Source organism: Cellulomonas sp. P1_G12_2 (assembly GCF_056405535.1).
This window is the reverse complement of record NZ_JBFUBX010000010.1, coordinates 11908-32303: the sequence shown is the minus strand read 5'-3', so window position 1 is coordinate 32303 and position 20396 is coordinate 11908. Positions and strand designations below refer to the sequence as shown.

Here is a 20396-nt window from a genome sequence, read left to right as displayed (position 1 = left end):
CGGACGCGGTCGCTGGCCTACCCTGACGAGGTGACCACTGCCGTCTGCCCCGGGTCGTTCGACCCCCTCACGCTCGGTCACGTCGACGTGATCCGACGAGCCCGGTCGATGTTCGACGAGGTCGTCGTCGGCGTCGCCCGCAACTCCACGAAGTCCTCGTTGCTGCCCGTCGAGCAGCGCGTCGCCCTCGCGCGCGACGTGTTCTCGGACGTGGACGGCGTGCGGGTCGAGGCTGTCGACGGGCTGCTGGCCGACTTCGTCCGTACGGTGGGTGCGGTCGCGGTGGTCAAGGGCCTGCGCGGTGGCGCCGACTTCGACGCCGAGCTGCCGATGGCACTCATGAACCGGCACCTGTCGGGTGTGGAGACGGTGTTCGTCGTCGGTGACCAGGCCCTGGCCCACATCGCGTCGTCGCTGGTCAAGGACGTGGCACGGTACGGCGGGCCGATCGACGACCTCGTGCCCGGGCCGGTCGCCCACGCGGTACGTGCAGCACTTCGAGGAGGGGACGCAGGATGACCGACGAGGATCCGACGACTCGGCCCGAGGGCCTGACCGGGGTGCTGGACGCGATCGCCTCGGCGGTCACTAACGCGCGGGCGATGCCGATGTCGTCCTCGGTGCTGGTGAACCGCGCCGAGCTGCTCGACCTCGTGGACCAGGCGCGCGACGTGCTGCCCAGCCAGCTCTCGCGCGCCGACGAGGTGCTCGCCGACGCCGACGCCGCCCGGTCGGTCGCGCAGGCGGACACGGACGCCCTGCTGGCGCAGGCACGCGCGCAGGCGGAGGCACTCGTCGACCAGGAGGCCGTCGTCGTCGCGGCGCGGGAGCGCGCGGCGCAGGTGGTCGCCGACGCGGAGGAGACCGCGGAGCGCCTGCAGCGGGAGGCCGACGACTACTGCGACCGCCGGCTGGCGGACTTCGAGATCGACCTGGGCAAGGTGCTGAGCCAGGTGCAGGCCGGCCGGGCCAAGCTGGCGGGACGACTCGGCGTCGACGAGGGCTGAGCCGGTCGAGATGTGAGACCTGCGCCACTCGCGGAGGATTTGGGCGGCCCCTGACCTGTGCCGTAGAGTGATCCGTTGGTTCTGCCGCTCATGGCCGTACCGAGATCAACGAGGGGACCCTGGCCGTGCCGCGCCCTGTTCACCTCGATCCCCGTTCGCCCTTCGTGCTCGATTCGCACGAGCTCGGTCGACGTCCGGGATCGACGAGGACCGTGCAGCGCACCGTGGGTGCCCCGGAAGATCTCGGGACGGATGTGATCGGCATCCCCACCGGGGCTGACGTCGAGCTGGATCTGCGGCTCGAGGCAGTCATGGAGGGGGTCCTGGTCACCGGATCCGTCCGTGGTCGGGCGATCGGGGAGTGCGTGCGCTGCCTGGGTGAGGTCGTCGAGGATGTCGACGTCTCGCTCACGGAGCTGTACGTGTACCCCGAGCGCGCGGCGGTCGCGGTCGAGGACGGCGACGACGAGGAGGACGTGCGCGAGCTGGAGGGCGACCTGGTCGACCTCGAGCCTGCGCTGCGGGACACGGTCGTGCCGGCTCTGCCGTTCCAGCCGCTGTGCCGTCCCGACTGCCCCGGCCTGTGCTCCGAGTGTGGAGCGCGACTGGCGGACGACCCTGACCACTCGCATGAGACGCTTGATCCTCGCTGGGCCGCTCTGGGCGGCCTCGTGGGCTCGAACGACGAGACGAAAGAGAGCTAGCCGTGGCTGTTCCGAAGCGCAAGATGTCGCGCAGCAACACCCGTGCGCGTCGGTCGCAGTGGAAGACCACTGCCACGACGCTCCACACCTGCCCGCAGTGCAAGGCCAACAAGATGCCGCACACGGCCTGCCCGTCGTGCGGTATCTACAAGGACCGTGCCTACGCCGAGGCAGTGCGGACCGAGTTCGAGGTCCGCTGAGGCTGAGCTTGCGGCTCCTTGAGCCCAGCTCGTCCGCCGTGGAGCATTCGATGACCGGAGGACCGGCGTGAGTGCCGCGGCAGAACTTCTCGAGAAGCTCGGGGTCCACCTGGACCCCGAGCTTCTCGTGCTTGCCCTGACCCATCGCTCCTTCGCGCACGAGGCCGGGGGGATCCCCACCAACGAGCGCCTCGAGTTCCTCGGGGACGCGGTGCTCGGGCTCGTGGTCACCGAGCGGCTCTACCGTGCCCACCCCGACCTCCCGGAGGGCGCCCTCGCGAAGATGCGGGCCGCCACGGTGTCCCAGCGGGCCCTCGCGGTCGTCGCGCGGGACCTCGACCTGGGCAGCTACGTGCTCCTGGGCAAGGGCGAGCTGTCCACGGGCGGGCCGGACAAGGACTCGATCCTGTCGGACACGCTCGAGGCGGTGTTCGGTGCGGTCTACCTCAGCCACGGCGTGGAGACGGCGCGCACCCTCGTCGAGCGGCTGGTCGGCCCGTCTCTCGAGGCTGCTGCGGGGCTCGGTGCCGGCCTCGACTGGAAGACCTCGCTGCAGGAGCTGTCCGCCGCCCTGGGGCTCGGTGCGCCCAGCTACGAGGTGACCGGCGAGGGTCCGGACCACTCCCGGACGTTCACCGCACGCGCGGTCGTGGCGGGCCAGCCGCGGGGGGTCGGGGTGGGACCGGCCAAGAAGCTCGCCGAGCAGGACGCAGCCGCGGACGCCTACCGGGTGCTCGCCGCGCTGCCGCTGCCCTGACGTGCCGGAGCTGCCCGAGGTCGAGACCGTCCGGGACGGGCTCGCGCGGCACGTGCTCGGTCGCACGGTCACGGCTGTCGAGGTGCGCCGCGACTACAGCGTCCGGCGGCACGTCGACGGCCCCCTCGACTTCGCCGGCCGGCTGCGGGGGCGCCGGCTCGATGCGGCCGTCCGGCGCGGCAAGTTCCTCTGGCTCCTGCTGGACGACGGGGACGACGCCCTCCTGGCGCACCTGGGCATGAGCGGGCAGCTGCTGGTGCGCGAGCCGGGCGTCGGCCGCGTCGAGCACCCTCACCTTCGGGTGCGGCTGGACCTCGACGACGGGTCCGCCCTGGACTTCGTCGACCAGCGCACGTTCGGCCACCTGAGCGTCCCCGACCTGGTGCCGACGCCCGACGGCTCGCCCGGCGGGCTCGGCTCGCCACTGCCGGTCCTGCCGGAACCGGTCGCGCACATCGCCCGCGACCTGCTGGATCCCGCACTCGACCACGACGCACTGGTCGCGGCGGTCCGTCGGCGCAAGACCGGCCTCAAGCGGGCGCTGCTGGACCAGACCCTCGTCTCGGGCATCGGGAACATCTACGCCGACGAGGGGCTATGGCGCGCGCAGCTGCACTACGCGCGCCCGACCGAGACCCTGCGCCGCGTCGAGGTGGTCCGGGCGCTGGAGGGTGCGGCTGCGGTGATGACCGAGGCGCTCGCCCAGGGCGGGACCAGCTTCGACGCGCTCTACGTGAACGTGAACGGTGCCTCGGGCTACTTCGACCGCTCGCTCGCCGTGTACGGGCAGGAGGGTCGCCCGTGCCCCCGCTGCGGCACCCCGGTGCGCCGCGACGAGTTCATGAACCGGTCGTCCTACAGCTGCCCGCACTGCCAGCCGCGCCCGCGACGGGGTCGCTTCTAGCGCTGCACCACGTTGCGGAGCCTGCCGCCGGACAGGTACGCGGAGAGGTTCTCCGCGATCAGCTCGCCTGCACCGACGGGCCGCCCGCCCGCGGCGTGCGGGCTGATCAGCACGCGGGGCTCGTCCCAGAGCGGGGAGTCGGCGGGCAGCGGCTCGGTCTCGAACACGTCCAGCGCCGCGCCAGCCAGCCGGCCGGCCTGCACCGCGTCCAGCAGCGCCGTCTCATCCAGGGTCGCGCCCCGGCCGACGTTGACCACCCATGCGTGCGACGGCAGCAGCGACAGCACGTCGGCGTTCACCGCATGCTGCGTCTGCGGGGTGGCGGGCAGGAGCGAGACCAGCACGTCGGTCAGGGGCAGCTCGTCCGGCAGGTCGAAGGCCGAGATCACCCGGAAGCCGTGGCGGTCGCCGGCTGCCGTGGCCACGCCGGTGACCGTGGCGCCCAGCGCGGCCAGCAGGGGCGCCAGCCGGGCGGCGATCGACCCGAAGCCCCAGATCAGCACGCGGGCGCCGTCGAGCGTCCGGAACGCCTGCCCCGGCCGGGAGTCCTGCATGCCGCCGAGCTCGCCGGCCCAGCGGTGCTCGTCCTGCGCGCGGACCAGCTCGGGGAGGCGGCGGGCCGCGGCCAGCAGCAGGGCGAGCGTGTGCTCGGCCACCGGACCGTCGTGCAGGCCGCGCCCGGAGGTGATGACGACGTCGTCCGCGAACCCCGCGGCGAGCGTGGCGTCAGGGCCGGCGGCGAGCGTCTGCACCCAGCGCAGCCGGGTCAGGCGGCGGGCGGCGTCGGACATCTGCTCGTGCCCGTTGCCCCAGAGCACGAGAGAGTCGGCATCGAGGGCCCCGTCGGGCACAGGTTCACCCACGTCGTACCGGACAATTCGGACATCGGACGGCACGGTCGGCTCGTCGGACAGCGTGGTCGGCAGCAGCAAGGTGGTCACCCTCGTTACGATGCCACCGTGCCCCACATCAGCGCCTCCGCAGGTCCCATCACGGTGATGATCGTCGACGACCACGAGGTGGTCCGGCGAGGGATCGCCGAGGTCGTCGACCGGGCCGACGGGATGTCCGTCGTCGCCGAGGCCGGATCGGTGGCCGACGGCGTGCGGCGGGCCGCTCTGGTGCGTCCGCAGGTCCTCCTCGTGGACCTCCAGCTGCCGGACGGCACGGGCATCGAGCTGCTGAGCGCGCTGCGCGAGCAGCTCCCGTCCGCGCGCGCGATCGTGCTGACGTCGTTCGACGACGACGACGCCCTCGCGGCCGCGCTGGACGCCGGTGCGGCCGCCTATCTGCTCAAGTCCGTGCGCGGTGCGGAGATCACCGACGTCATCCGCGCGGTCGCGGCCGGCCGGATCCTGCTCGACGAGCGGACGGTCACCCGTCGCAAGGCCGGGCACGACGACCCGACCGAGAGCCTGACCCCCAGCGAGCTGCGCGTGATCGACCTCATCGGCGAGGGCCTGTCCAACCGGGAGATCGCCGAGCGCCTCGGCGTCGTGGAGAAGACCGTCAAGAACCACATCACGTCGCTGCTGGCCAAGATGGGGCTGCAGCGCCGGACGCAGGTGGCGGCATGGGTCGCGTCGCGCAAGCACGCCGGCTGGCGGGCCGAGCCCGGTCACTGACGCGCGGGCAGCCGCTCAGCCGAGCGGGGCCTCCCACGTCAGCAGCGTGCCGCGTCCGTCCGGCGGGGTGCCGAGGCTGAACGTCCCGCGATGCTGCCGCGCGCGCGAGACGAGGTTGCCGGTGCCGGAGCTCCGGTCGCGGCGCGCCGGCAGACCGACACCGTCGTCCTGCACCTCCACCAGCACGAACCCGAGCGGCCCGGCCCCGTGCACGGTCACGCGCACGATGACCGACGACGCGTGCGCGTGCCGCGCGGCGTTCGCCAGCCCCTCGCGGACGACCGCCACCACGTCCGACGCCAGCGCCTGACCCACCCGCTCGTCGAACTGGTCCTCCTCGACGCCACCGTCGACGAGCGCCTCGCCGTCCAGGCTGACGACGAACGAGGGCGCGAAGCCGAGCCCGGTGCGCGCGAGGGACGCCTCCCGGCGCAGCCGCTCAACGAGCCCGGAGGCGGCGTCGGGGTCGTGGAGCTCGTGCACGATCTGCCGGATCTGGCGCACCGAGGCGTCCACGTTGTCGAGGGCGTCGTCGACGATGCCGGTGAGCTCGGTCGCGTCCACGCCGCGCGCGGCTCGTCGCCGCACGGTCTCCAGCTGCATGCCGGTGGCGAACAGCTGCTGGATGGCGAGGTCGTGCAGGTCGCGGGCGATCCGCTCGCGCTCGTCGAGCAGCGAGGCCAGGTCCTGGGCGTGACGCGCACCCGCCAGCACGTAGGCCAGGGCGGCCTGCGCGGCGAACGACTCGGCGGTCGCCAGGTCGCTCACGTCGAACGGGGTGGCGCCGATCTTGCGCAGGAGGATGAGCACACCCATGTCCTGCCCCGAGGACCGCAGCGGTGCGTACAGCGCGGGTCCGAACGAGCGCATCACGGGCACCGCGACAGTGCGGGCCGCCGACAGTGAGGGGGTGAGCAGGCCCTTGCCCTCGGTCATCACCGTCCAGGCGCGTCCGCCCATCGGCATCCGGGCGCCGAGGATGCGCTCGCTCTCGTACCCCACGGCCAGCTCGATGAGCAGCTCCCCGCCGACGCCGGGCAGGGCCAGCGCGGCGGTGTCTGCGCCGGCGAGCTCGAGGGCGGTGGCCGCGATGTGGTCGAGCGCCTCCTCCTCGTCGATGCCCTCCAGGAGCATGGTCGTGATGTCCTGCCCGGCGCGCAGCCAGTGCTCGCGCCGCTCGGCCTCGGCGTACAGCTGCGCGTTCGCGACGGCCACCCCTGCGGCGGCGGCGAGGGCGACCACGACGTCCTCGTCGGCCTGGGTGAAGCCGCCGGCCTTCTCGGACAGGTAGAGCTGGCCGAACACGCGGGGGCCGACGCGCACGGAGGCGCCGAGGAAGGAGCCCATCGGCGGGTGCTCGCGCGGGAACCCGCGGAATGCCGGGTGCTCGCGCAGGTCGTCCAGACGCAGCACGCCCGTCTCCGGGATCTGGCCGAGGACGCCCTGGGCGTGGGGTGCCGTCCGCAGAGCACCCGCGACGGCGGTCGGGACGCCCGTGAACACGAAGGTGGTCGAGGTGCCGTGCCCGTCGAGCACGTTGAGGGCGCCGTACCGCGCGCCGGTGAGCTCGGCACTGACCTGTACGAACCGCTCCAGCACGGTGGCCAGCTCCAGCTCGCTGGCGACCGCGAGGATGGCGCCGAGCAGGTCGGTCAGTCCGTCGCCGGTCAGCGGGAGGGCCGAGTCCGGCACCTCGGTGAGCCGGTGGCCGGCTGTCTCATCGCGCACGCTCGGCCCCCGTCTCGTCGTCCGCGCGTTCGCGGTCCAGCAGCTCACGGTAGCCGCGCGCCGACGCGACCAGGTCGTCGTGCGTCCCGCGCGCCCGGACCCGTCCGCCCTCGAGCCAGAGGACCTCGTCCGCGGCGCCGAGCGGGGTGAGTCGGTGCGTGACGACGACGACCCCGCGAGGGTCGCCCAGCAGGTCGGTGACCAGGGCGTCCGCGCGGTCCGGGTCGAGGTGCTCGGCGGGCTCGTCAACGAGCAGCAGCTCGGCCGGCGAGAGCAGTGCGCGGGCGACGAGCAGCCGGCGGCGCTCGCCACCGGACACCGTGCGCGCGTCCGGGCCGAGCAGCGTGTCCAGCCCGTCCGGCAGCCCGGCGAGCCAGTCGCCGAGCCCTACGCGCGCCAGGACGGCGACCGCCTCCGCCTCGGTGACGTCGCCGCGGGCGACCCGCAGGTTCTCGAGCACGGTGGTGCCGAACACGTGCGCGTCCTCCGTGCCGACCACCACGGCGCCGACGACGGTGTCGCGGGCGAGGTGGTCGACGTCGTGCCCGCCGAGCGCGAGCGATCCGCCGCGCCGGGGGAGCAGCCCGGCGAGGGTGAGCAGGGTGGTCGTCTTTCCGGTGCCGGACGGTCCCACGATCGCCACCGACCGGCCCGCGCGCAGGTCCAGGTCGAGACCCTCGAGCACGGTGGGCGCGCCCGGCCAGCCCGCGGCGACGCCGGCGGCGACCAGCGGAGGACCGGCGGTGCCACGGTCGGTCGGGACGGGGTCCGTCGGCGCGTCGAGCAGGGCGAGGATCCGGGCGGCAGCCGCGCGCGACCGCTGGACCTGGATCGCTGCGGCGGGCAGCAGCGACGTCGCCTCGAACGCCGCGAGGGGCGTCAGGACGACGACGGCGAGCTCCACAGGGGTCAGGAGCCCGGCGCCGACCGCCGGCACGCCGGTGACCAGCGCCACGAGCACGGCGATGCCGACGGCGAGCTGGCCGAGCCCCGCGGCGACCGCGGCCGCACCGGCACCCGCATCGGTCGCCGCGGCGAGCCGGCGGTCGGCCTCCCGCATGGCGGCGAGCTCGTCGGCCGCGCGCCCGGCGACCCGCAGCGGACCCGTGTCGTCGAGCAGGCCCAGCGCGGTGGCGGTCATGTCCGCGCGGCTCTGCAGCGCGAGGTCCTCGGTGGTGCGTGCGGCGCGTGCCGCGATCAGGGGCGCCGCGACCCCGGCGAGCAGGAGACAGCCGGCGAGCGCCAGCCCGGCGGGCGGCCAGAACGCGCACATCGCGAGGACGGTGCCCGCACCGAGCAGCGTGGCCACCCCGGCCGGGAGCAGGCCGCGGACGACGACGTCGCCGACCGTGTCGACGTCCGCACCGACGCGAGCCAGCAGGTCACCGCGCCGCAGCCGCAGCAGGGTGTCGGGCCGGGCCACCGCGAGGCGCTGGTACAGCGTGGTGCGCAGCTCGGTCATGCCGCGCAGGGCGAGGTCGTGGGACACCAGGCGCTCGAGGTACCGCAGCACCCCGCGCCCGATGCCGAACGCCCGGACCGCCACGGTGGCCACCGACAGCTGGAGGACGGGCGGCATCTGCGAGGCGCGCGCGATCAACCAGGCGGACACGGCGGCCAGCGCGACCCCGCACCCGAGCGCGAGCGTCCCCAGCAGCAGTGCGAGAGCGAGGCGCCGGGGATCGATGTCCAGGAGCCGGATCGCCCGTCGGAGCGTCCCGCGCGTCATGCGAGGACCTCCGCGCTCGAGCGCACCGGGACGACGTCGTCGGCGGCCGCGACCAGCGAGAGCCGGTGCGCCACCAGCAGCACGGTCCGGCCCGCGTCCCGCAGCGCCCGCACGGTGTCGAGCACCACCTGCTCGCCGGCCGCGTCCAGGTGGGCGGTGGGCTCGTCGAGGACGACGAGCGGGGTCGGCGACAGCAGGGTGCGGGTGAGGGCGACGCGCTGCCGCTGGCCGAGGCTGAGGCCCTCGCCACCGCGGCCGAGCGGCGTCGCCCAGCCGAGAGGCAGATCCGCGAGCACGGCGTCGAGGCCGGTGAGCGCAGCCGCGCTCGTACGCGAGGCCTCGTCGCCTCCCACCAGCTGCGCGATCGTCCCGGGTTCGAGCACGGGCCGCTGGGGGAGCCACGTGACCTGCGCCCACAGCGTGGCCGGGTCGACGTCCGCCAGGTCCACGCCGTCGATCGTGGCGCGGCCGGCGTCGGGTCGCAGCAGCCCGAGGGCGACCTCCAGCGCGGTCGTCTTGCCGACCCCGCTCGGTCCCGTCAGCGCCACGACGGTGCCGGGCCGCACCACCAGGTCGAGGTCGTGCGGCGTGCCGGCGACGCCGACCCCGTCGAGCCGCAGCGTCGCGCTGCGCAGGTCGGGGGCGGTCTGCGTCCCGGCCGGCGGGACCGGGGTCTCCAGCACCTCGAACGCCCGCCCCGCGGCCGCGACCCCGTCGGCCGCCGCGTGGAACTGGACGCCCACCTGGCGCAGCGGCAGGAAGACCTCGGGCGCGAGGACCAGCACCGCGATGCCGGTGACCAGGTCGAGGTCGCCCTCCACCAGTCGCAGCCCGATGCCGACCGCGACCAGTGCCACGGACAGCGTGGTGAGCAGCTCGAGGACCATGCCGGACAGGAACGCGATGCGCAGGGTCCCCATCGTGGCCTGGCGGTGCGCGTCGCCGAGGCTCCGCACGCGGGCGCCGGGACCGTGCTCGCGCCCGTGCGCGCGCAGCGTCGGCAGGCCCGCGAGCAGGTCGAGCACCTGGGCGCCGAGCCGCTGCATGCTGGCCAGGCCCTGCTCCGAGCGTCCCTGGGTGAGCCGGCCGACGAGCACCATGAAGAGCGGGACCAGGGGAAGCACGACGACGAGGATCGCCGCGGAGACCCAGTCCAGCCCGAGCACGACGAGCAGGACCCCGGGCGTCACGGTCGCGGCCAGGACCAGCTGAGGCAGGTACCGCACGAAGTAGGGCTCGAGCGCGTCGAGCCCCCGGGTGGCCAGCGTGACCACCGACGGACCCTCGCCGGTCGCGAGCCAGCGCGGACCGAGGGCGACGGCGTGCGCCACGACCTGCTCGCGCAGCTCGCCGACGGTGCGGGCGGCCGCCCGGTGCGCGAAGCGCTCCTGCAGCGCGGTGACCAGGGCGCGGACCACCACCACGGCCGCCAGCCAGGCGATCGTCGGGGCCAGCACCGCGAGCGTCGCGCCGTCCGTCACCGCGTTCCCGAGCGTGTGCGCCAGGAGCAGCGCCTGAGCGACCACCAGCGCCGCCGTGACCACGCCGAGGGCGGCGGTCAGTGCGACGTACCCGCGGGCCGCGCGGGCGTGCCGCAGCAGGCGCGGGTCGAGCGGTCTCACTGGTCGGAGGACGGCTTGTTCAGCACGGGGACCTTCTCGAACGTGAGGCCGGTGTGGGCGGGGATCTGGTGCGAGGAGATGCGCTTGCGGAACACCCAGTACGTCCAGCCCTGGTAGAGCAGGACGAGCGGGGTGAGGATCGCGGCCACCCACGTCATGACGGTGAGCGTGTAGCTCGTCGAGGACGCGTTGGTGACCGTCAGCGAGTTCGCGGGGTCGAACGCGGGCATCACGTCGGGGTACATCGAGCCGAAGATCAGGACCACCGCGGCCACGATCGCGACGGCCGAGGCGGTGAACGCCAGACCCTCCTTGCGGCGCTGCGTGGCGACGACCAGGACGGCCAGCGCACCGGCAGCGACGACGACCGCGGCCCACGTCCACGGCACCGAGTACGCCAGCTGCGCCCACACGGCCCAGGCTCCGGCGACGACGAGCGTCAGCACCGACGACCGCGCGGCGAACGCCCCGGCCCGCGCCCGGACGTCACCGTCCGACTTGAGCGCGAGGAACACCGCACCGTGCGTGAGGAAGATCAGGGCCGTCGTCGCGCCGCCGAGCAGGGCGAACGGGTTGAGCAGCGCCCAGAACCCGCCCACGTACTGGTGGTCGACGTCGAGCTCCACGCCGCGGACCAGGTTGGCGAACGCGACGCCCCAGAGGACGGCCGGCACCCACGAGCCGACGATCAGGCTCCGGTCCGCGAGCGACCGCCAGCGGTCGTCGTCGATCTTTCCGCGCCACTCGAACGACACCACACGCACGATCAGCGCGAGCAGGATGAGCAGGAGGGGCAGGTAGAAGCCGGAGAACATCGTGGCGTACCACTCCGGGAACGCCGCGAACGTGGCGCCGCCCGCGGTCAGCAGCCACACCTCGTTGCCGTCCCAGACGGGGCCGATGGTGTTGATCATGACCCGGCGGTCACGGTCCTTGGCGGCGCGGTCACCGCGGGACAGCAGGCCGAGCAGCATGCCGACGCCGAAGTCGAACCCCTCGAGCACGAGGTAGCCGGTCCACAGGACGGCGATGAGGATGAACCAGACGGTCGTGAGCTCCATGGTCGTCGGCTCCGCTCAGTACGCGAACGACAGCGGACGGTCGGCTGCGTCCGGGTCGTTGTCGGGGTTGTCGGGGCTGGGGTCGTGCTCGGTGTCGGCGACGCCCTCGACCGTGTAGCGGTGCATCAGGCGGTACCAGAACACGGCGAGCACCCCGTAGAGCAGGGTGAACGCGATCAGGCTGGTGAGGATCGTCCCCGTGCTGGTCACGGTCGACACCCCGCGCGCCGTGAGCAGCCACACGCCGTCCACGCCGCTCGGGTTCGGGTTGGGCGCGACGACCCACGGCTGGCGACCCATCTCGGTGAAGATCCAGCCGAACGACGACGCCAGGAACGGGGTGACCAGCGCGACGATGCCGAGCCGGCCGAACCACGCGTTCCCGTTGACGCGGCCCCTGCGCGTCACCCACAGGGCGACCAGGGCGAGCGCGGCGGACCCGAGGCCGAAGCCGATCATCAGCCGGAACGACCAGTACGTGATCAGCAGGTTCGGCTGGTAGGAGATCGGGTTGCCCTCGTCGTCCGTGAACCCGTACTTCTCCTCGTACTGCGCCTGCAGGTTCTCGACGCCCGGCAGGGGAGCGTTGAAGTCGCCGGTGGCCATGAACGACGTGAGGCCGGGGATCTCGATGACGTGGTTGACGCCCTCGCAGGAGTTGCTCAGGTCGCCGATGGCCAGGATGGAGAACGGTGCGCCGCCCTCGGTCGTCTGGCACAGCGCCTCCGCCGACGACATCTTCATGGGCTGCTGGTCGAACATGAGCTTGGCCTGCCAGTCGCCCGACAGCGCCACGCCGACGCCCGACACGAGCATGACGATCACTCCGAGGACGACCGCGGGCCGGTAGACGTCGCGGGCCTTGTCGGCCTGTCCCGCGCGAACCAGCCGGACCATCCACCACGCGGCGATCCCGGCGACGAACGTGCCGGCGGTGAGGAACGCCGCGGCGATGGTGTGCGGGAACGCGGCGAGCACCGTGGGGTTGGACAGGACGGCGCCGATGTCGACCATCTCGGCGCGGCCCGTGGTCTCGTTGTAGATCGAGCCGACGGGGTGCTGCATCCAGGAGTTGGCCGCGAGGATGAAGAAGGCGGAGAGGTTGGTGGCGATCGCCACGGCCCAGATGCACGCAAGGTGGATCTTCTTGGGCAGCTTGTCCCAGCCGAAGATCCACAGGCCGAGGAACGTCGACTCGACGAAGAACGCGGCGAGCGCCTCCATGGCCAGCGGAGCGCCGAAGACGTCGCCGACGAACCGGGAGTACTCGCTCCACGCCATCCCGAACTGGAACTCCTGCACGATGCCGGTGGCCACACCGATCGCGAAGTTGATGAGCAGGAGCTTGCCGAAGAACTTGGTCAGCCGCAGCCAGCGCTCGTTGCCGGTCCGCACCCACGCGGTCTGCATGATCGCGACCAGCGGCGCGAGGCCGATGGTGAGCGGGACGAAGATGAAGTGGTAGACGGTCGTGATGCCGAACTGCCATCGAGCGACGTCGAGCGTGTCCACGGGCCCCTCCGGGGGTGCGAGGCGGTACGGCGGGTCGGGTCCGAGGGTGCCCACCGGGCCCGGGGTGTGACCGGGCCTGACGTGCGGACCTGGGGAAACGCTAGGACCACGACCAGTCTGCCCCTGGGACCAAGGTCCCGGAAGACGGCAGGCCGTCAGAAAGACCGGAGGGCGCGCCGGGCACCATCGGGACGCCGTGCGAGATGCCCTGTGCGATACTGACCACGGCTCCTTGGACGACCACACCGCCCCGGGACCCTTGAGCTCGCAGCACCAGCATGTCGTGCGTGCCAGCCGCCGCTCTGCCGCCCGCTGGTCCCCGATCGGGACCGACGGCTCCGGCGTCGCAGGCGATGGCGCCGACCGGGTGCAGCAGCCACGACCGCCGACTTTCCGTCGCCGCGCAGCACGCGTGCGACGACCGACCGACCGAGTGCCGCCGCGAGTGTGGGTGGCGTTGCTCGGTATCCAGGAGCACTTCGCGTGACCGACGAGAACACCCCCACCGCAGACGCGACGACGACCGCCGGGGGTGAGGCACCGCCCGCAGCCCCGCGCCGACGCCGCGCCACCCGCGTGACCGCCGCCCCGAGCACCGACGTCCCGGCCGACGCAGTCGTCACGGTCCCGGCCGTCGCCGAGCAGCCTGCCCCGGCAGCACCTGCCGAGGAGCCGGCACCCCCCGCTGAGCCGGTTGCCGCCGCGGCCCCCGCGAAGAAGTCCCGCCGGGTCACGCGCACCGTCGTCGCGACGCCCGTCGAGGACGCCCCGGCTCCCGTCGTCGAGACGCCCGAGCCCGTCGCCGAGCCGGAGACCGCCCCGGAGACCGCTCCAGAGAGCGCCCCGGTGGCCGAGGAGCCTGCCCCCAAGGCGGCCCCGCGTCGCCGCCGGTCCGGCACCCGCGCCGCAGCCGCGCCCGAGCCCGCCCCGGAGCCCGTGCCCGCCGAGATCGAGCCGGCCGAGACCGAGGAGGAGGACGCCGAGCAGGCGCCGACCCTCGACGTGCTCGCCGAGCTGGCTGCGACCGCCCCGTCGAGCGAGCCGGCCAACGCCACGACCAGCTCCACCTCCACCGGCCGTCGCTTCGCCACCACCGCCCTGCTGTTCCAGGCGCCGGACCCGGCCGCTGCGCGCCCGCGCCGTCGTCGCGCGCAGGCCGGCACCGGCTCGCCGGAGGAGATCTCCGAGGCCGCCCGCCGCGCCGAGGCCGAGGCCGCCGAGGCGACCCCCGAGCCCGTCGACGCGACCGAGACCGAGACCGAGACCGTCGAGCAGGGCACGGCGTCGTCGCGCGGCTCGCGCCGCCGTGGGCGTCGTGGACGTGGCGCGGACGCCGCACGCACCGAGGACGAGGTCGTCGACGACGTCGTCGAGGCCGTGCCGGACGAGATCGTGGCCGACGACGAGGCCGCCGAGGACGTGAGCGACGACCAGGCCGAGCTCGAGGAGGACGACGAGGCGGAGGCCGCCGAGTCCGGCGCCCCGCGCCGCCGTCGTCGTCGCGGTGGCCGTGGACGGCGCAGCCGACCTGACTCCGCCGGGTCCACCGACGACTCCGAGGACTCGGACGAGGACGCCGACGAGGCTGCCACGACCGACTCCGAGGCCGACTCGGACGACGCCACGGACGAGGACGGCGGCTCGAGCCGTCGCCGCCGTCGCCGTCGTCGTGGGTCGTCCCGCGGCGAGTCCGGCGAGCAGAACGAGCCCCGCGCCGCCCGCACCCGCGTGCCCAGCGACGAGGTCACCGCCCTGCGCGGCTCGACGAGGCTCGAGGCCAAGCGCCAGCGCCGCCGGGACGGTCGCGATGCCGGCCGCCGCCGCCAGATCATCACGGAGTCGGAGTTCCTGGCCCGCCGCGAGTCCGTCGACCGCTCGATGATCGTGCGCGAGAAGAACGCCCGCACCCAGATCGCTGTGCTCGAGGACGGCGTGCTCGTGGAGCACTACGTGTCCAACCAGGCGCAGGCCTCGATGGTCGGCAACGTCTACCTCGGCCGCGTGCAGAACGTGCTGCCGAGCATGGAGGCCGCCTTCGTCGACGTCGGCAAGGGCCGCAACGCCGTGCTCTACGCCGGCGAGGTCAACTGGGACGCGGCGGGGCTCGAGGGAGGCTCGGCGCGACGCATCGAGCAGGCCCTCAAGTCCGGTGACCCGGTGCTGGTGCAGGTCACCAAGGACCCGATCGGCCACAAGGGCGCGCGTCTGACCTCGCAGGTCACGCTCGCCGGCCGCTACCTCGTGTACGTGCCCGGTGGTGGCATGACCGGCATCAGCCGCAAGCTGCCCGACACCGAGCGCAACCGCCTCAAGAAGATCCTGCGCGAGATTGTCCCGGACTCCGCGGGCGTCATCGTGCGCACCGCGGCCGAGGGGGCCAGCGAGGACGAGCTGCGCGCCGACATCGCCCGACTGCAGAGCCAGTGGGAGGCCATCGAGAAGAAGTCGAAGACCGCCTCGGCACCGGCACTGCTCCAGGGTGAGCCGGACATGGCCATCCGTGTGGTCCGCGACATCTTCAACGACGACTTCTCCTCCCTCGTGGTCGAGGGCGCCGACGCCTGGTCGACGATCTCGTCGTACATCGACGAGCTCGCCCCGGACCTGGCGCAGAAGGTCTCCCGCTGGGAGTCCGAGACCGACGTGTTCGCGGTGCACCGCATCGACGAGCAGCTGGCCAAGGGCATGGACCGCAAGGTCTGGCTGCCCTCGGGCGGCTCGCTGGTGATCGACCGCACCGAGGCCATGACGGTGGTCGACGTCAACACCGGCAAGTTCACCGGCTCGGGCGGCACGCTCGAGGAGACGGTGACGCGCAACAACCTCGAGGCCGCCGAGGAGATCGTCCGCCAGCTCCGGCTGCGCGACATCGGCGGCATCATCGTCATCGACTTCATCGACATGGTGCTCGAGTCCAACCGTGACCTCGTGCTCCGCCGCCTGGTGGAATGCCTCGGCCGCGACCGGACCAAGCACCAGGTCGCCGAGGTCACCTCGCTCGGCCTGGTCCAGATGACGCGCAAGCGCGTCGGTCAGGGTCTGGTGGAGGCGTTCAGCGAGACGTGCGAGCACTGCCACGGGCGCGGCTTCATCGTGCACGAGGAGCCGATCGAGAAGAGCAACCAGCGTCCCGACGCCGGTGCGCAGCAGCAGCCCGCGGCCGCGGCCGACGCCGAGGCCAAGCGGTCGCGTCGCAAGCGAGGTGGCACCAGCAAGGAGCCGGTCGCGCACGTGCCGCACGCGGGTGTGCCCGTGCTGCCCGAGGCCCGTGAGGCGGTCAAGGCGACGCTCGCGACGATCGCCGCAGCGGCCGCGCACGCGCACGAGCACGACCACGACCACGACGAGGCGCCTGTCGTCGCGCAGCCCGAGGCGCCCAGCGCACCCGGCCTCGACGTGTTCGCCGAGTTCGCGGGCGTGCAGGCCGAGGAGTCGACCGAGCCGGTCGACGGCGCGGACCTCGAGCTGACGGCGGTTCCGGCCGACGTGTTCGAGTCCGACGACGAGTCCGAGGGCGATGACGCCGAGGCGTCCGAGCCCGGGGACGGCGACGGCCTCGAGGAGCACTGACGGCGGTGCTCGTGCCGGTCTCGCCGGCACGAGCGCCCCGCAACGACGTGCGTTCGGTCACGTCGCACGCGGGGAGAGCCGTCAGGTTTGACCCTGCGCCGTGCGGTCCGTACCCTAGAACGTCGGCGCGTCGTGTACGCGCTGGTCATKTGTGCCGCCGTCGCGGCGCCGACGCGAACCCCCACGGGAACCGGTGAACACCGGTGGCAGCGGGATGTGCGCGGGCGCAGGCAGGGCACCAAGTATTTCGACTGAGCATGTGACAAGCAGTTCGACGAGCAGAGATGAGCAGCAACGTGGTGTACGCGATCGTGAAGGCTGGCGGCCGCCAGGAGAAGGTCGCTGTGGGCGACGTCGTCGTCGTCGACCGCCTCGGCGCGCAGGCCGGGTCGACCATCGAGCTGACCGCCCTGCTGCTCGTCGACGGCGAGAAGGTCACCACCGACGCCAAGGCCCTGGCCAAGGTGAAGGTGACGGCGGAGGTCGTGCGGGACGAGAAGGGTCCCAAGATCGACATCCTCAAGTACAAGAACAAGACCGGCTACCGCAAGCGCCAGGGTCACCGCCAGAAGCTGACCCGCCTCAAGGTCACCGGCATCTCCTGATCTCGCGCCGTCGGCCGGTCGGCCGCAGGCACGCGCAGCCCCCCACACTCTGAGCACGAAAGCAGGCACGTCATGGCACACAAGAAGGGCGCGAGCTCCTCGCGCAACGGTCGCGACTCGAACGCCCAGCGTCTGGGCGTCAAGCGCTTCGGTGGCCAGGTCGTCAAGGCCGGCGAGATCATCGTCCGCCAGCGCGGCACGCACTTCCACCCCGGCGTGAACGTGGGCCGTGGCGGCGACGACACGCTGTTCGCCCTCGCCCCGGGCGCCGTGACCTTCGGGACGCGCCGTGGCCGCAAGGTCATCGACATCGTGGTGGCGGCCGAGGTCTGAGCAGGTCATGACGACGCGGCATCGGTCCGCGTCGGGTCATTCGTGGAAGGGGCGCACCGGTGCGGTGCGCCCCTTCTGCGTGTGAGTATCGAGAAGTAGCAATGGCAAGGGAGGTTCAGCCGTGGTGACATTCGTCGACCGGGTCGTGCTGCATGCGACCGGCGGTGACGGTGGGCACGGGTGTGCGTCCATCCACCGGGAGAAGTTCAAGCCGCTCGCCGGCCCCGACGGGGGCAACGGTGGCAACGGCGGCTCGGTGATCATCGAGGTGGACCCGCAGGTCACCACGCTGCTCGACTACCACCACTCGCCGCACCGGCACGCGCCGTCCGGCACGCAGGGCATGGGCGACCACCGCTCCGGCTCGACGGGCGTCGACCTGGTGCTCGGTGTCCCCGACGGCACCGTGGTCAAGTCGCCCGACGGCACGGTCCTCGCGGACCTGGTCGGCGTCGGCGCGCAGTACGTCGCCGCGTCCGGCGGCCGCGGAGGTCTGGGCAACGCCGCCCTCGCCTCGCAGCGCCGCAAGGCTCCTGGCTTCGCGCTGCTGGGCGAGCCGGGTACCGAGCAGGACATCGTGCTCGAGCTCAAGACCATCGCGGACGTCGCCCTGGTGGGGTACCCGAGCGCCGGGAAGTCCAGCCTTGTGGCCGCCATCTCCGCGGCCCGGCCCAAGATCGCCGACTACCCCTTCACGACGCTCGTCCCGAACTTGGGCGTGGTGCAGGCGGGGGGCGCGCGGTACACGGTCGCCGACGTCCCCGGGCTCATCCCGGGCGCGTCCGAGGGACGCGGGCTGGGCCTGGAGTTCCTCCGCCACATCGAGCGCTGCGCCGTCATCGTGCACGTGCTCGACTGCGCGACCCTCGAGCCCGACCGGGACCCGATGTCGGACCTGGAGGACATCGAGGCCGAGCTGCGCACGTACGCGGGCGACCTGTCCATCGAGGGCGGTCGTGTGCCCCTGCTGGAGCGCCCGCAGATCGTCGTGCTCAACAAGATCGACGTCCCCGAGGCGCGCGAGCTCGCCGAGCTGGTCAAGCCCGACCTGGAGGCCCGCGGGTTCCGCGTCTTCGAAGTCTCGACCGCCAGCCACGAGGGTCTGCGTCTGCTGACGTACGCCCTCGGGGAGATCGTCGACAAGGCCCGTCGTGACGCGCCGGCGCCGGAGAACACCCGCGTCGTCCTGCGCCCGAAGGCGGTGGACGACGCCGGCTTCACGGTGACGCGCCGCGAGGTCGAGGGCCAGGGCGTCTACTACTGGGTGCGGGGCGAGAAGCCCGAGCGCTGGGTGCGTCAGACCGACTTCACCAACGACGAGGCCGTCGGGTACCTGGCGGACCGGCTTGCGCGGCTTGGTGTCGAGGAGAAGCTGTTCGCCGCGGGCGCCGTCGCCGGCGACGAGGTGCGGATCGGCCCCGAGCACAACGCGGTCGTCTTCGACTGGGAGCCCACGCTCATGACCGGGTCCGAGTTTCTCGGCGGTCCGCGCGGGGTCGACCTGCGCATCGAGGACCGGTCGCGGCCGACGCGTGGCGAGAAGCGCCAGGAGTACAAGGAGCGCATGGACGCCAAGACCGAGGCGCGCGAGGAGCTGTGGACCGAGCGCGAGGCCGGTGTCTGGACCGACGCGGCCAAGGAGTGATGTCCGGGACCCGGATATTCGCGTGACCGGCACCTGCCACGCGGCAGAATGCCGAACGTGACCGTCGACGCCCTGCAGGACCGCCAGCAGCTGGTCTCGGCGTCCCGCGTGGTCGTCAAGATCGGCTCGTCGTCGCTGACCACTCCCGACGGCCGGCTCGCGCCCGAGCGGCTGACCGCGCTGGTCGACGTGCTCGCCGCACGGCGCGCGGCCGGCGGCCAGGTGGTGCTGGTGTCCTCCGGCGCGATCGCCGCCGGGCTCGGCCCGCTCGGGTTGGCAGCCCGCCCGCGTGACCTGGCGACGCAGCAGGCGGCGGCCTCCGTCGGGCAGGGGCTCCTGGTCGCCCACTACACGGCCGCGTTCGCCCGCCACGGGCTGCAGGTCGGCCAGGTGCTGCTGACCGCCGACGACACCGTGCGGCGCGTCCACTACCGCAACGCGCACCGCGCGCTCACCCGGCTGCTCGACCTCGGCATCGTCCCCGTCATCAACGAGAACGACGCGGTCGCCACCGACGAGATCCGGTTCGGGGACAACGACCGGCTCGCAGCCCTCGTCTCGCACCTGGTGCACGCGGACGCGCTCGTCCTGCTCAGCGACGTCGACTCGCTCTACACCGGCCCGCCGTCGCGCGACGGGTCCCGGCGCATCGCGTCCGTCGTGCACGCGGAGGACCTCGAAGGCATCGACGTCGCCTCGCGGGGGAGCGCGGTCGGCACGGGGGGCATGGTGACCAAGCTGGAGTCGGTGGCGATCGCCACCCAGTCCGGCGTGCCGGTGGTCCTCACGTCGGCCGCCCAGGCGGCCCAGGCGCTGGCCGGTGAGGACGTCGGCACCTGGTTCACCGCCACCGGTCGCCGCACCTCGATCCGTCGGCTCTGGCTCGCCCACGCGGCCAGCACCCGCGGACGCCTGGTCCTCGACGCCGGTGCGGTCCGGGCGGTGCTCGAGCGGGGGACGTCTCTGCTGCCCGCCGGCGTGACCGGCGTCGAGGGGACGTTCGAGGCGGGCGACCCCGTCGAGCTCGTCGGCCCGGACGGTCACCTCGTGGCGCGCGGGCTGGTCTCGTACGACGCCGAGGAGGTCCCGCCGCTGCTGGGCCGCTCGACCTCCGAGCTGCGCGAGGCGCTGGGCCCGGGGTACGACCGCGAGCTGGTGCACCGCGACGACCTGGTCCTGGTCCGCAAGCGTCGCTGACCCTCAGGCAGGACGTCCGAGCATCTGGTCGCCATGACGACCACTAGCTCGGACGTCCCGGTCGCTTCACCACAGCTCTGGCGCTCACGTGCTCGGACGTGGTGCGTCACCCCGTGTCGCAGGGCACCGGTCCCGGACTGCGCGAAGAGGCGGAGCACACCCGCGACCTGCTGCGAGCGATCCCGGTGGAGCGGGTG

The 20396-nt window shown here is 73.2% G+C and carries 18 protein-coding genes; 12 read left to right on the top strand and 6 right to left on the bottom strand.

Annotation, left to right across the window (positions count from 1 at the left end):
- The first annotated feature begins 30 nt into the window (after nt 1–30).
- The 6 genes from coaD to mutM all read left to right on the top strand — a co-directional run bounded on the left by coaD (nt 31) and on the right by mutM (nt 3572).
- Nucleotides 31–519: a pantetheine-phosphate adenylyltransferase gene (gene coaD / locus AC1DXT_RS19850; RefSeq protein WP_477063007.1), complete on the top strand. Its 489-nt coding sequence runs from the start codon at nt 31–33 to the stop codon at nt 517–519.
- The gene (locus tag AC1DXT_RS19845) at nt 516–1007 is read left to right on the top strand and encodes a hypothetical protein (RefSeq protein WP_477063006.1); all 492 of its coding nucleotides are present in this window, start codon (nt 516–518) and stop codon (nt 1005–1007) included. Before coaD ends, AC1DXT_RS19845 begins: the two co-directional genes overlap by 4 nt.
- Nucleotides 1008–1132: 125 nt before the next feature.
- The gene (locus AC1DXT_RS19840; protein WP_056089879.1) at nt 1133–1711 is read left to right on the top strand and encodes a YceD family protein; all 579 of its coding nucleotides are present in this window, start codon (nt 1133–1135) and stop codon (nt 1709–1711) included.
- A gap of 2 nt (nt 1712–1713) precedes the next feature.
- The gene (rpmF, locus tag AC1DXT_RS19835) at nt 1714–1911 is read left to right on the top strand and encodes a 50S ribosomal protein L32 (protein WP_477063005.1); all 198 of its coding nucleotides are present in this window, start codon (nt 1714–1716) and stop codon (nt 1909–1911) included.
- Nucleotides 1912–1978: 67 nt separating this feature from the next.
- On the top strand, nt 1979–2668 hold the full coding sequence (gene rnc / locus AC1DXT_RS19830; RefSeq protein ID WP_056089882.1) for a ribonuclease III: 690 nt from the start codon (nt 1979–1981) through the stop codon (nt 2666–2668).
- Nucleotide 2669: 1 nt separating this feature from the next.
- Complete coding sequence (mutM, locus tag AC1DXT_RS19825) at nt 2670–3572, top strand: bifunctional DNA-formamidopyrimidine glycosylase/DNA-(apurinic or apyrimidinic site) lyase (RefSeq protein WP_477063004.1); 903 nt, start codon at nt 2670–2672, stop codon at nt 3570–3572.
- Here mutM and AC1DXT_RS19820 read toward each other — a convergent pair.
- Nucleotides 3569–4513, bottom strand: coding sequence for an NAD(P)-dependent oxidoreductase (locus AC1DXT_RS19820; protein WP_477063003.1), 945 nt, complete (start codon nt 4511–4513; stop codon nt 3569–3571). The genes mutM and AC1DXT_RS19820 overlap by 4 nt on opposite strands.
- Before the next feature lie 57 nt (nt 4514–4570).
- On the opposite strand from AC1DXT_RS19820, the gene AC1DXT_RS19815 reads away from it, so the two are divergent.
- Entirely contained in the window at nt 4571–5197 is a 627-nt protein-coding gene (locus AC1DXT_RS19815) for a response regulator (RefSeq protein ID WP_421736114.1), read from the top strand.
- A gap of 15 nt (nt 5198–5212) precedes the next feature.
- On the opposite strand, the gene AC1DXT_RS19810 is transcribed toward AC1DXT_RS19815, so the two are convergent.
- From AC1DXT_RS19810 to AC1DXT_RS19790, 5 genes are read right to left on the bottom strand one after another with little or no spacing between them, the layout of a single operon-like run.
- Nucleotides 5213–6925, bottom strand: a complete 1713-nt coding sequence (locus AC1DXT_RS19810; RefSeq protein WP_477063002.1) for a sensor histidine kinase — start codon at nt 6923–6925, stop codon at nt 5213–5215.
- Nucleotides 6915–8654 carry a thiol reductant ABC exporter subunit CydC gene (cydC, locus tag AC1DXT_RS19805; protein ID WP_477063001.1) on the bottom strand — a complete coding sequence of 580 codons (1740 nt, stop codon included), beginning with the start codon at nt 8652–8654 and terminating at the stop codon, nt 6915–6917. Before cydC ends, AC1DXT_RS19810 begins: the two co-directional genes overlap by 11 nt.
- Entirely contained in the window at nt 8651–10276 is a 1626-nt protein-coding gene (gene cydD / locus AC1DXT_RS19800) for a thiol reductant ABC exporter subunit CydD (RefSeq protein WP_477063000.1), read from the bottom strand. Before cydD ends, cydC begins: the two co-directional genes overlap by 4 nt.
- Nucleotides 10273–11337: a cytochrome d ubiquinol oxidase subunit II gene (cydB, locus tag AC1DXT_RS19795; RefSeq protein ID WP_477062999.1), complete on the bottom strand. Its 1065-nt coding sequence runs from the start codon at nt 11335–11337 to the stop codon at nt 10273–10275. Before cydB ends, cydD begins: the two co-directional genes overlap by 4 nt.
- A 15-nt stretch (nt 11338–11352) precedes the next feature.
- On the bottom strand, nt 11353–12849 hold the full coding sequence (locus tag AC1DXT_RS19790; protein WP_477063057.1) for a cytochrome ubiquinol oxidase subunit I: 1497 nt from the start codon (nt 12847–12849) through the stop codon (nt 11353–11355).
- Nucleotides 12850–13332: 483 nt separating this feature from the next.
- Here AC1DXT_RS19790 and AC1DXT_RS19785 point away from each other — a divergent pair, with 483 nt between their 5' ends.
- The 5 genes from AC1DXT_RS19785 to proB all read left to right on the top strand — a co-directional run bounded on the left by AC1DXT_RS19785 (nt 13333) and on the right by proB (nt 20199).
- Complete coding sequence (locus AC1DXT_RS19785; RefSeq protein WP_477062998.1) at nt 13333–16419, top strand: Rne/Rng family ribonuclease; 3087 nt, start codon at nt 13333–13335, stop codon at nt 16417–16419.
- Between the two features lie 296 nt (nt 16420–16715).
- Nucleotides 16716–17024: a 50S ribosomal protein L21 gene (gene rplU / locus AC1DXT_RS19780; protein ID WP_200938597.1), complete on the top strand. Its 309-nt coding sequence runs from the start codon at nt 16716–16718 to the stop codon at nt 17022–17024.
- 72 nt (nt 17025–17096) lie between these two features.
- Nucleotides 17097–17357, top strand: a complete 261-nt coding sequence (gene rpmA / locus AC1DXT_RS19775) for a 50S ribosomal protein L27 (protein ID WP_055913072.1) — start codon at nt 17097–17099, stop codon at nt 17355–17357.
- 121 nt (nt 17358–17478) lie between these two features.
- Nucleotides 17479–19002 (top strand): GTPase ObgE, encoded by a 1524-nt coding sequence (obgE, locus tag AC1DXT_RS19770; RefSeq protein ID WP_477062997.1) that lies wholly within the window; start codon nt 17479–17481, stop codon nt 19000–19002.
- A gap of 57 nt (nt 19003–19059) precedes the next feature.
- On the top strand, nt 19060–20199 hold the full coding sequence (proB, locus tag AC1DXT_RS19765; RefSeq protein ID WP_477062996.1) for a glutamate 5-kinase: 1140 nt from the start codon (nt 19060–19062) through the stop codon (nt 20197–20199).
- The last annotated feature ends 197 nt before the right edge of the window (nt 20200–20396 follow it).

What these genes read in the sequence shown, in the direction of transcription:
- AC1DXT_RS19845 (WP_477063006.1), top strand. Translation starts at nt 516, where the DNA reads ATGACCGACGAGGATCCGACGACTCGGCCCGAGGGCCTGACCGGGGTG.
- AC1DXT_RS19815 (WP_421736114.1), top strand. Translation starts at nt 4,571, where the DNA reads ATGATCGTCGACGACCACGAGGTGGTCCGGCGAGGGATCGCCGAGGTC.
- cydC (WP_477063001.1), bottom strand. Translation starts at nt 8,654, where the DNA reads ATGACGCGCGGGACGCTCCGACGGGCGATCCGGCTCCTGGACATCGAT.
- cydB (WP_477062999.1), bottom strand. Translation starts at nt 11,337, where the DNA reads ATGGAGCTCACGACCGTCTGGTTCATCCTCATCGCCGTCCTGTGGACC.
- rpmA (WP_055913072.1), top strand. Translation starts at nt 17,097, where the DNA reads ATGGCACACAAGAAGGGCGCGAGCTCCTCGCGCAACGGTCGCGACTCG.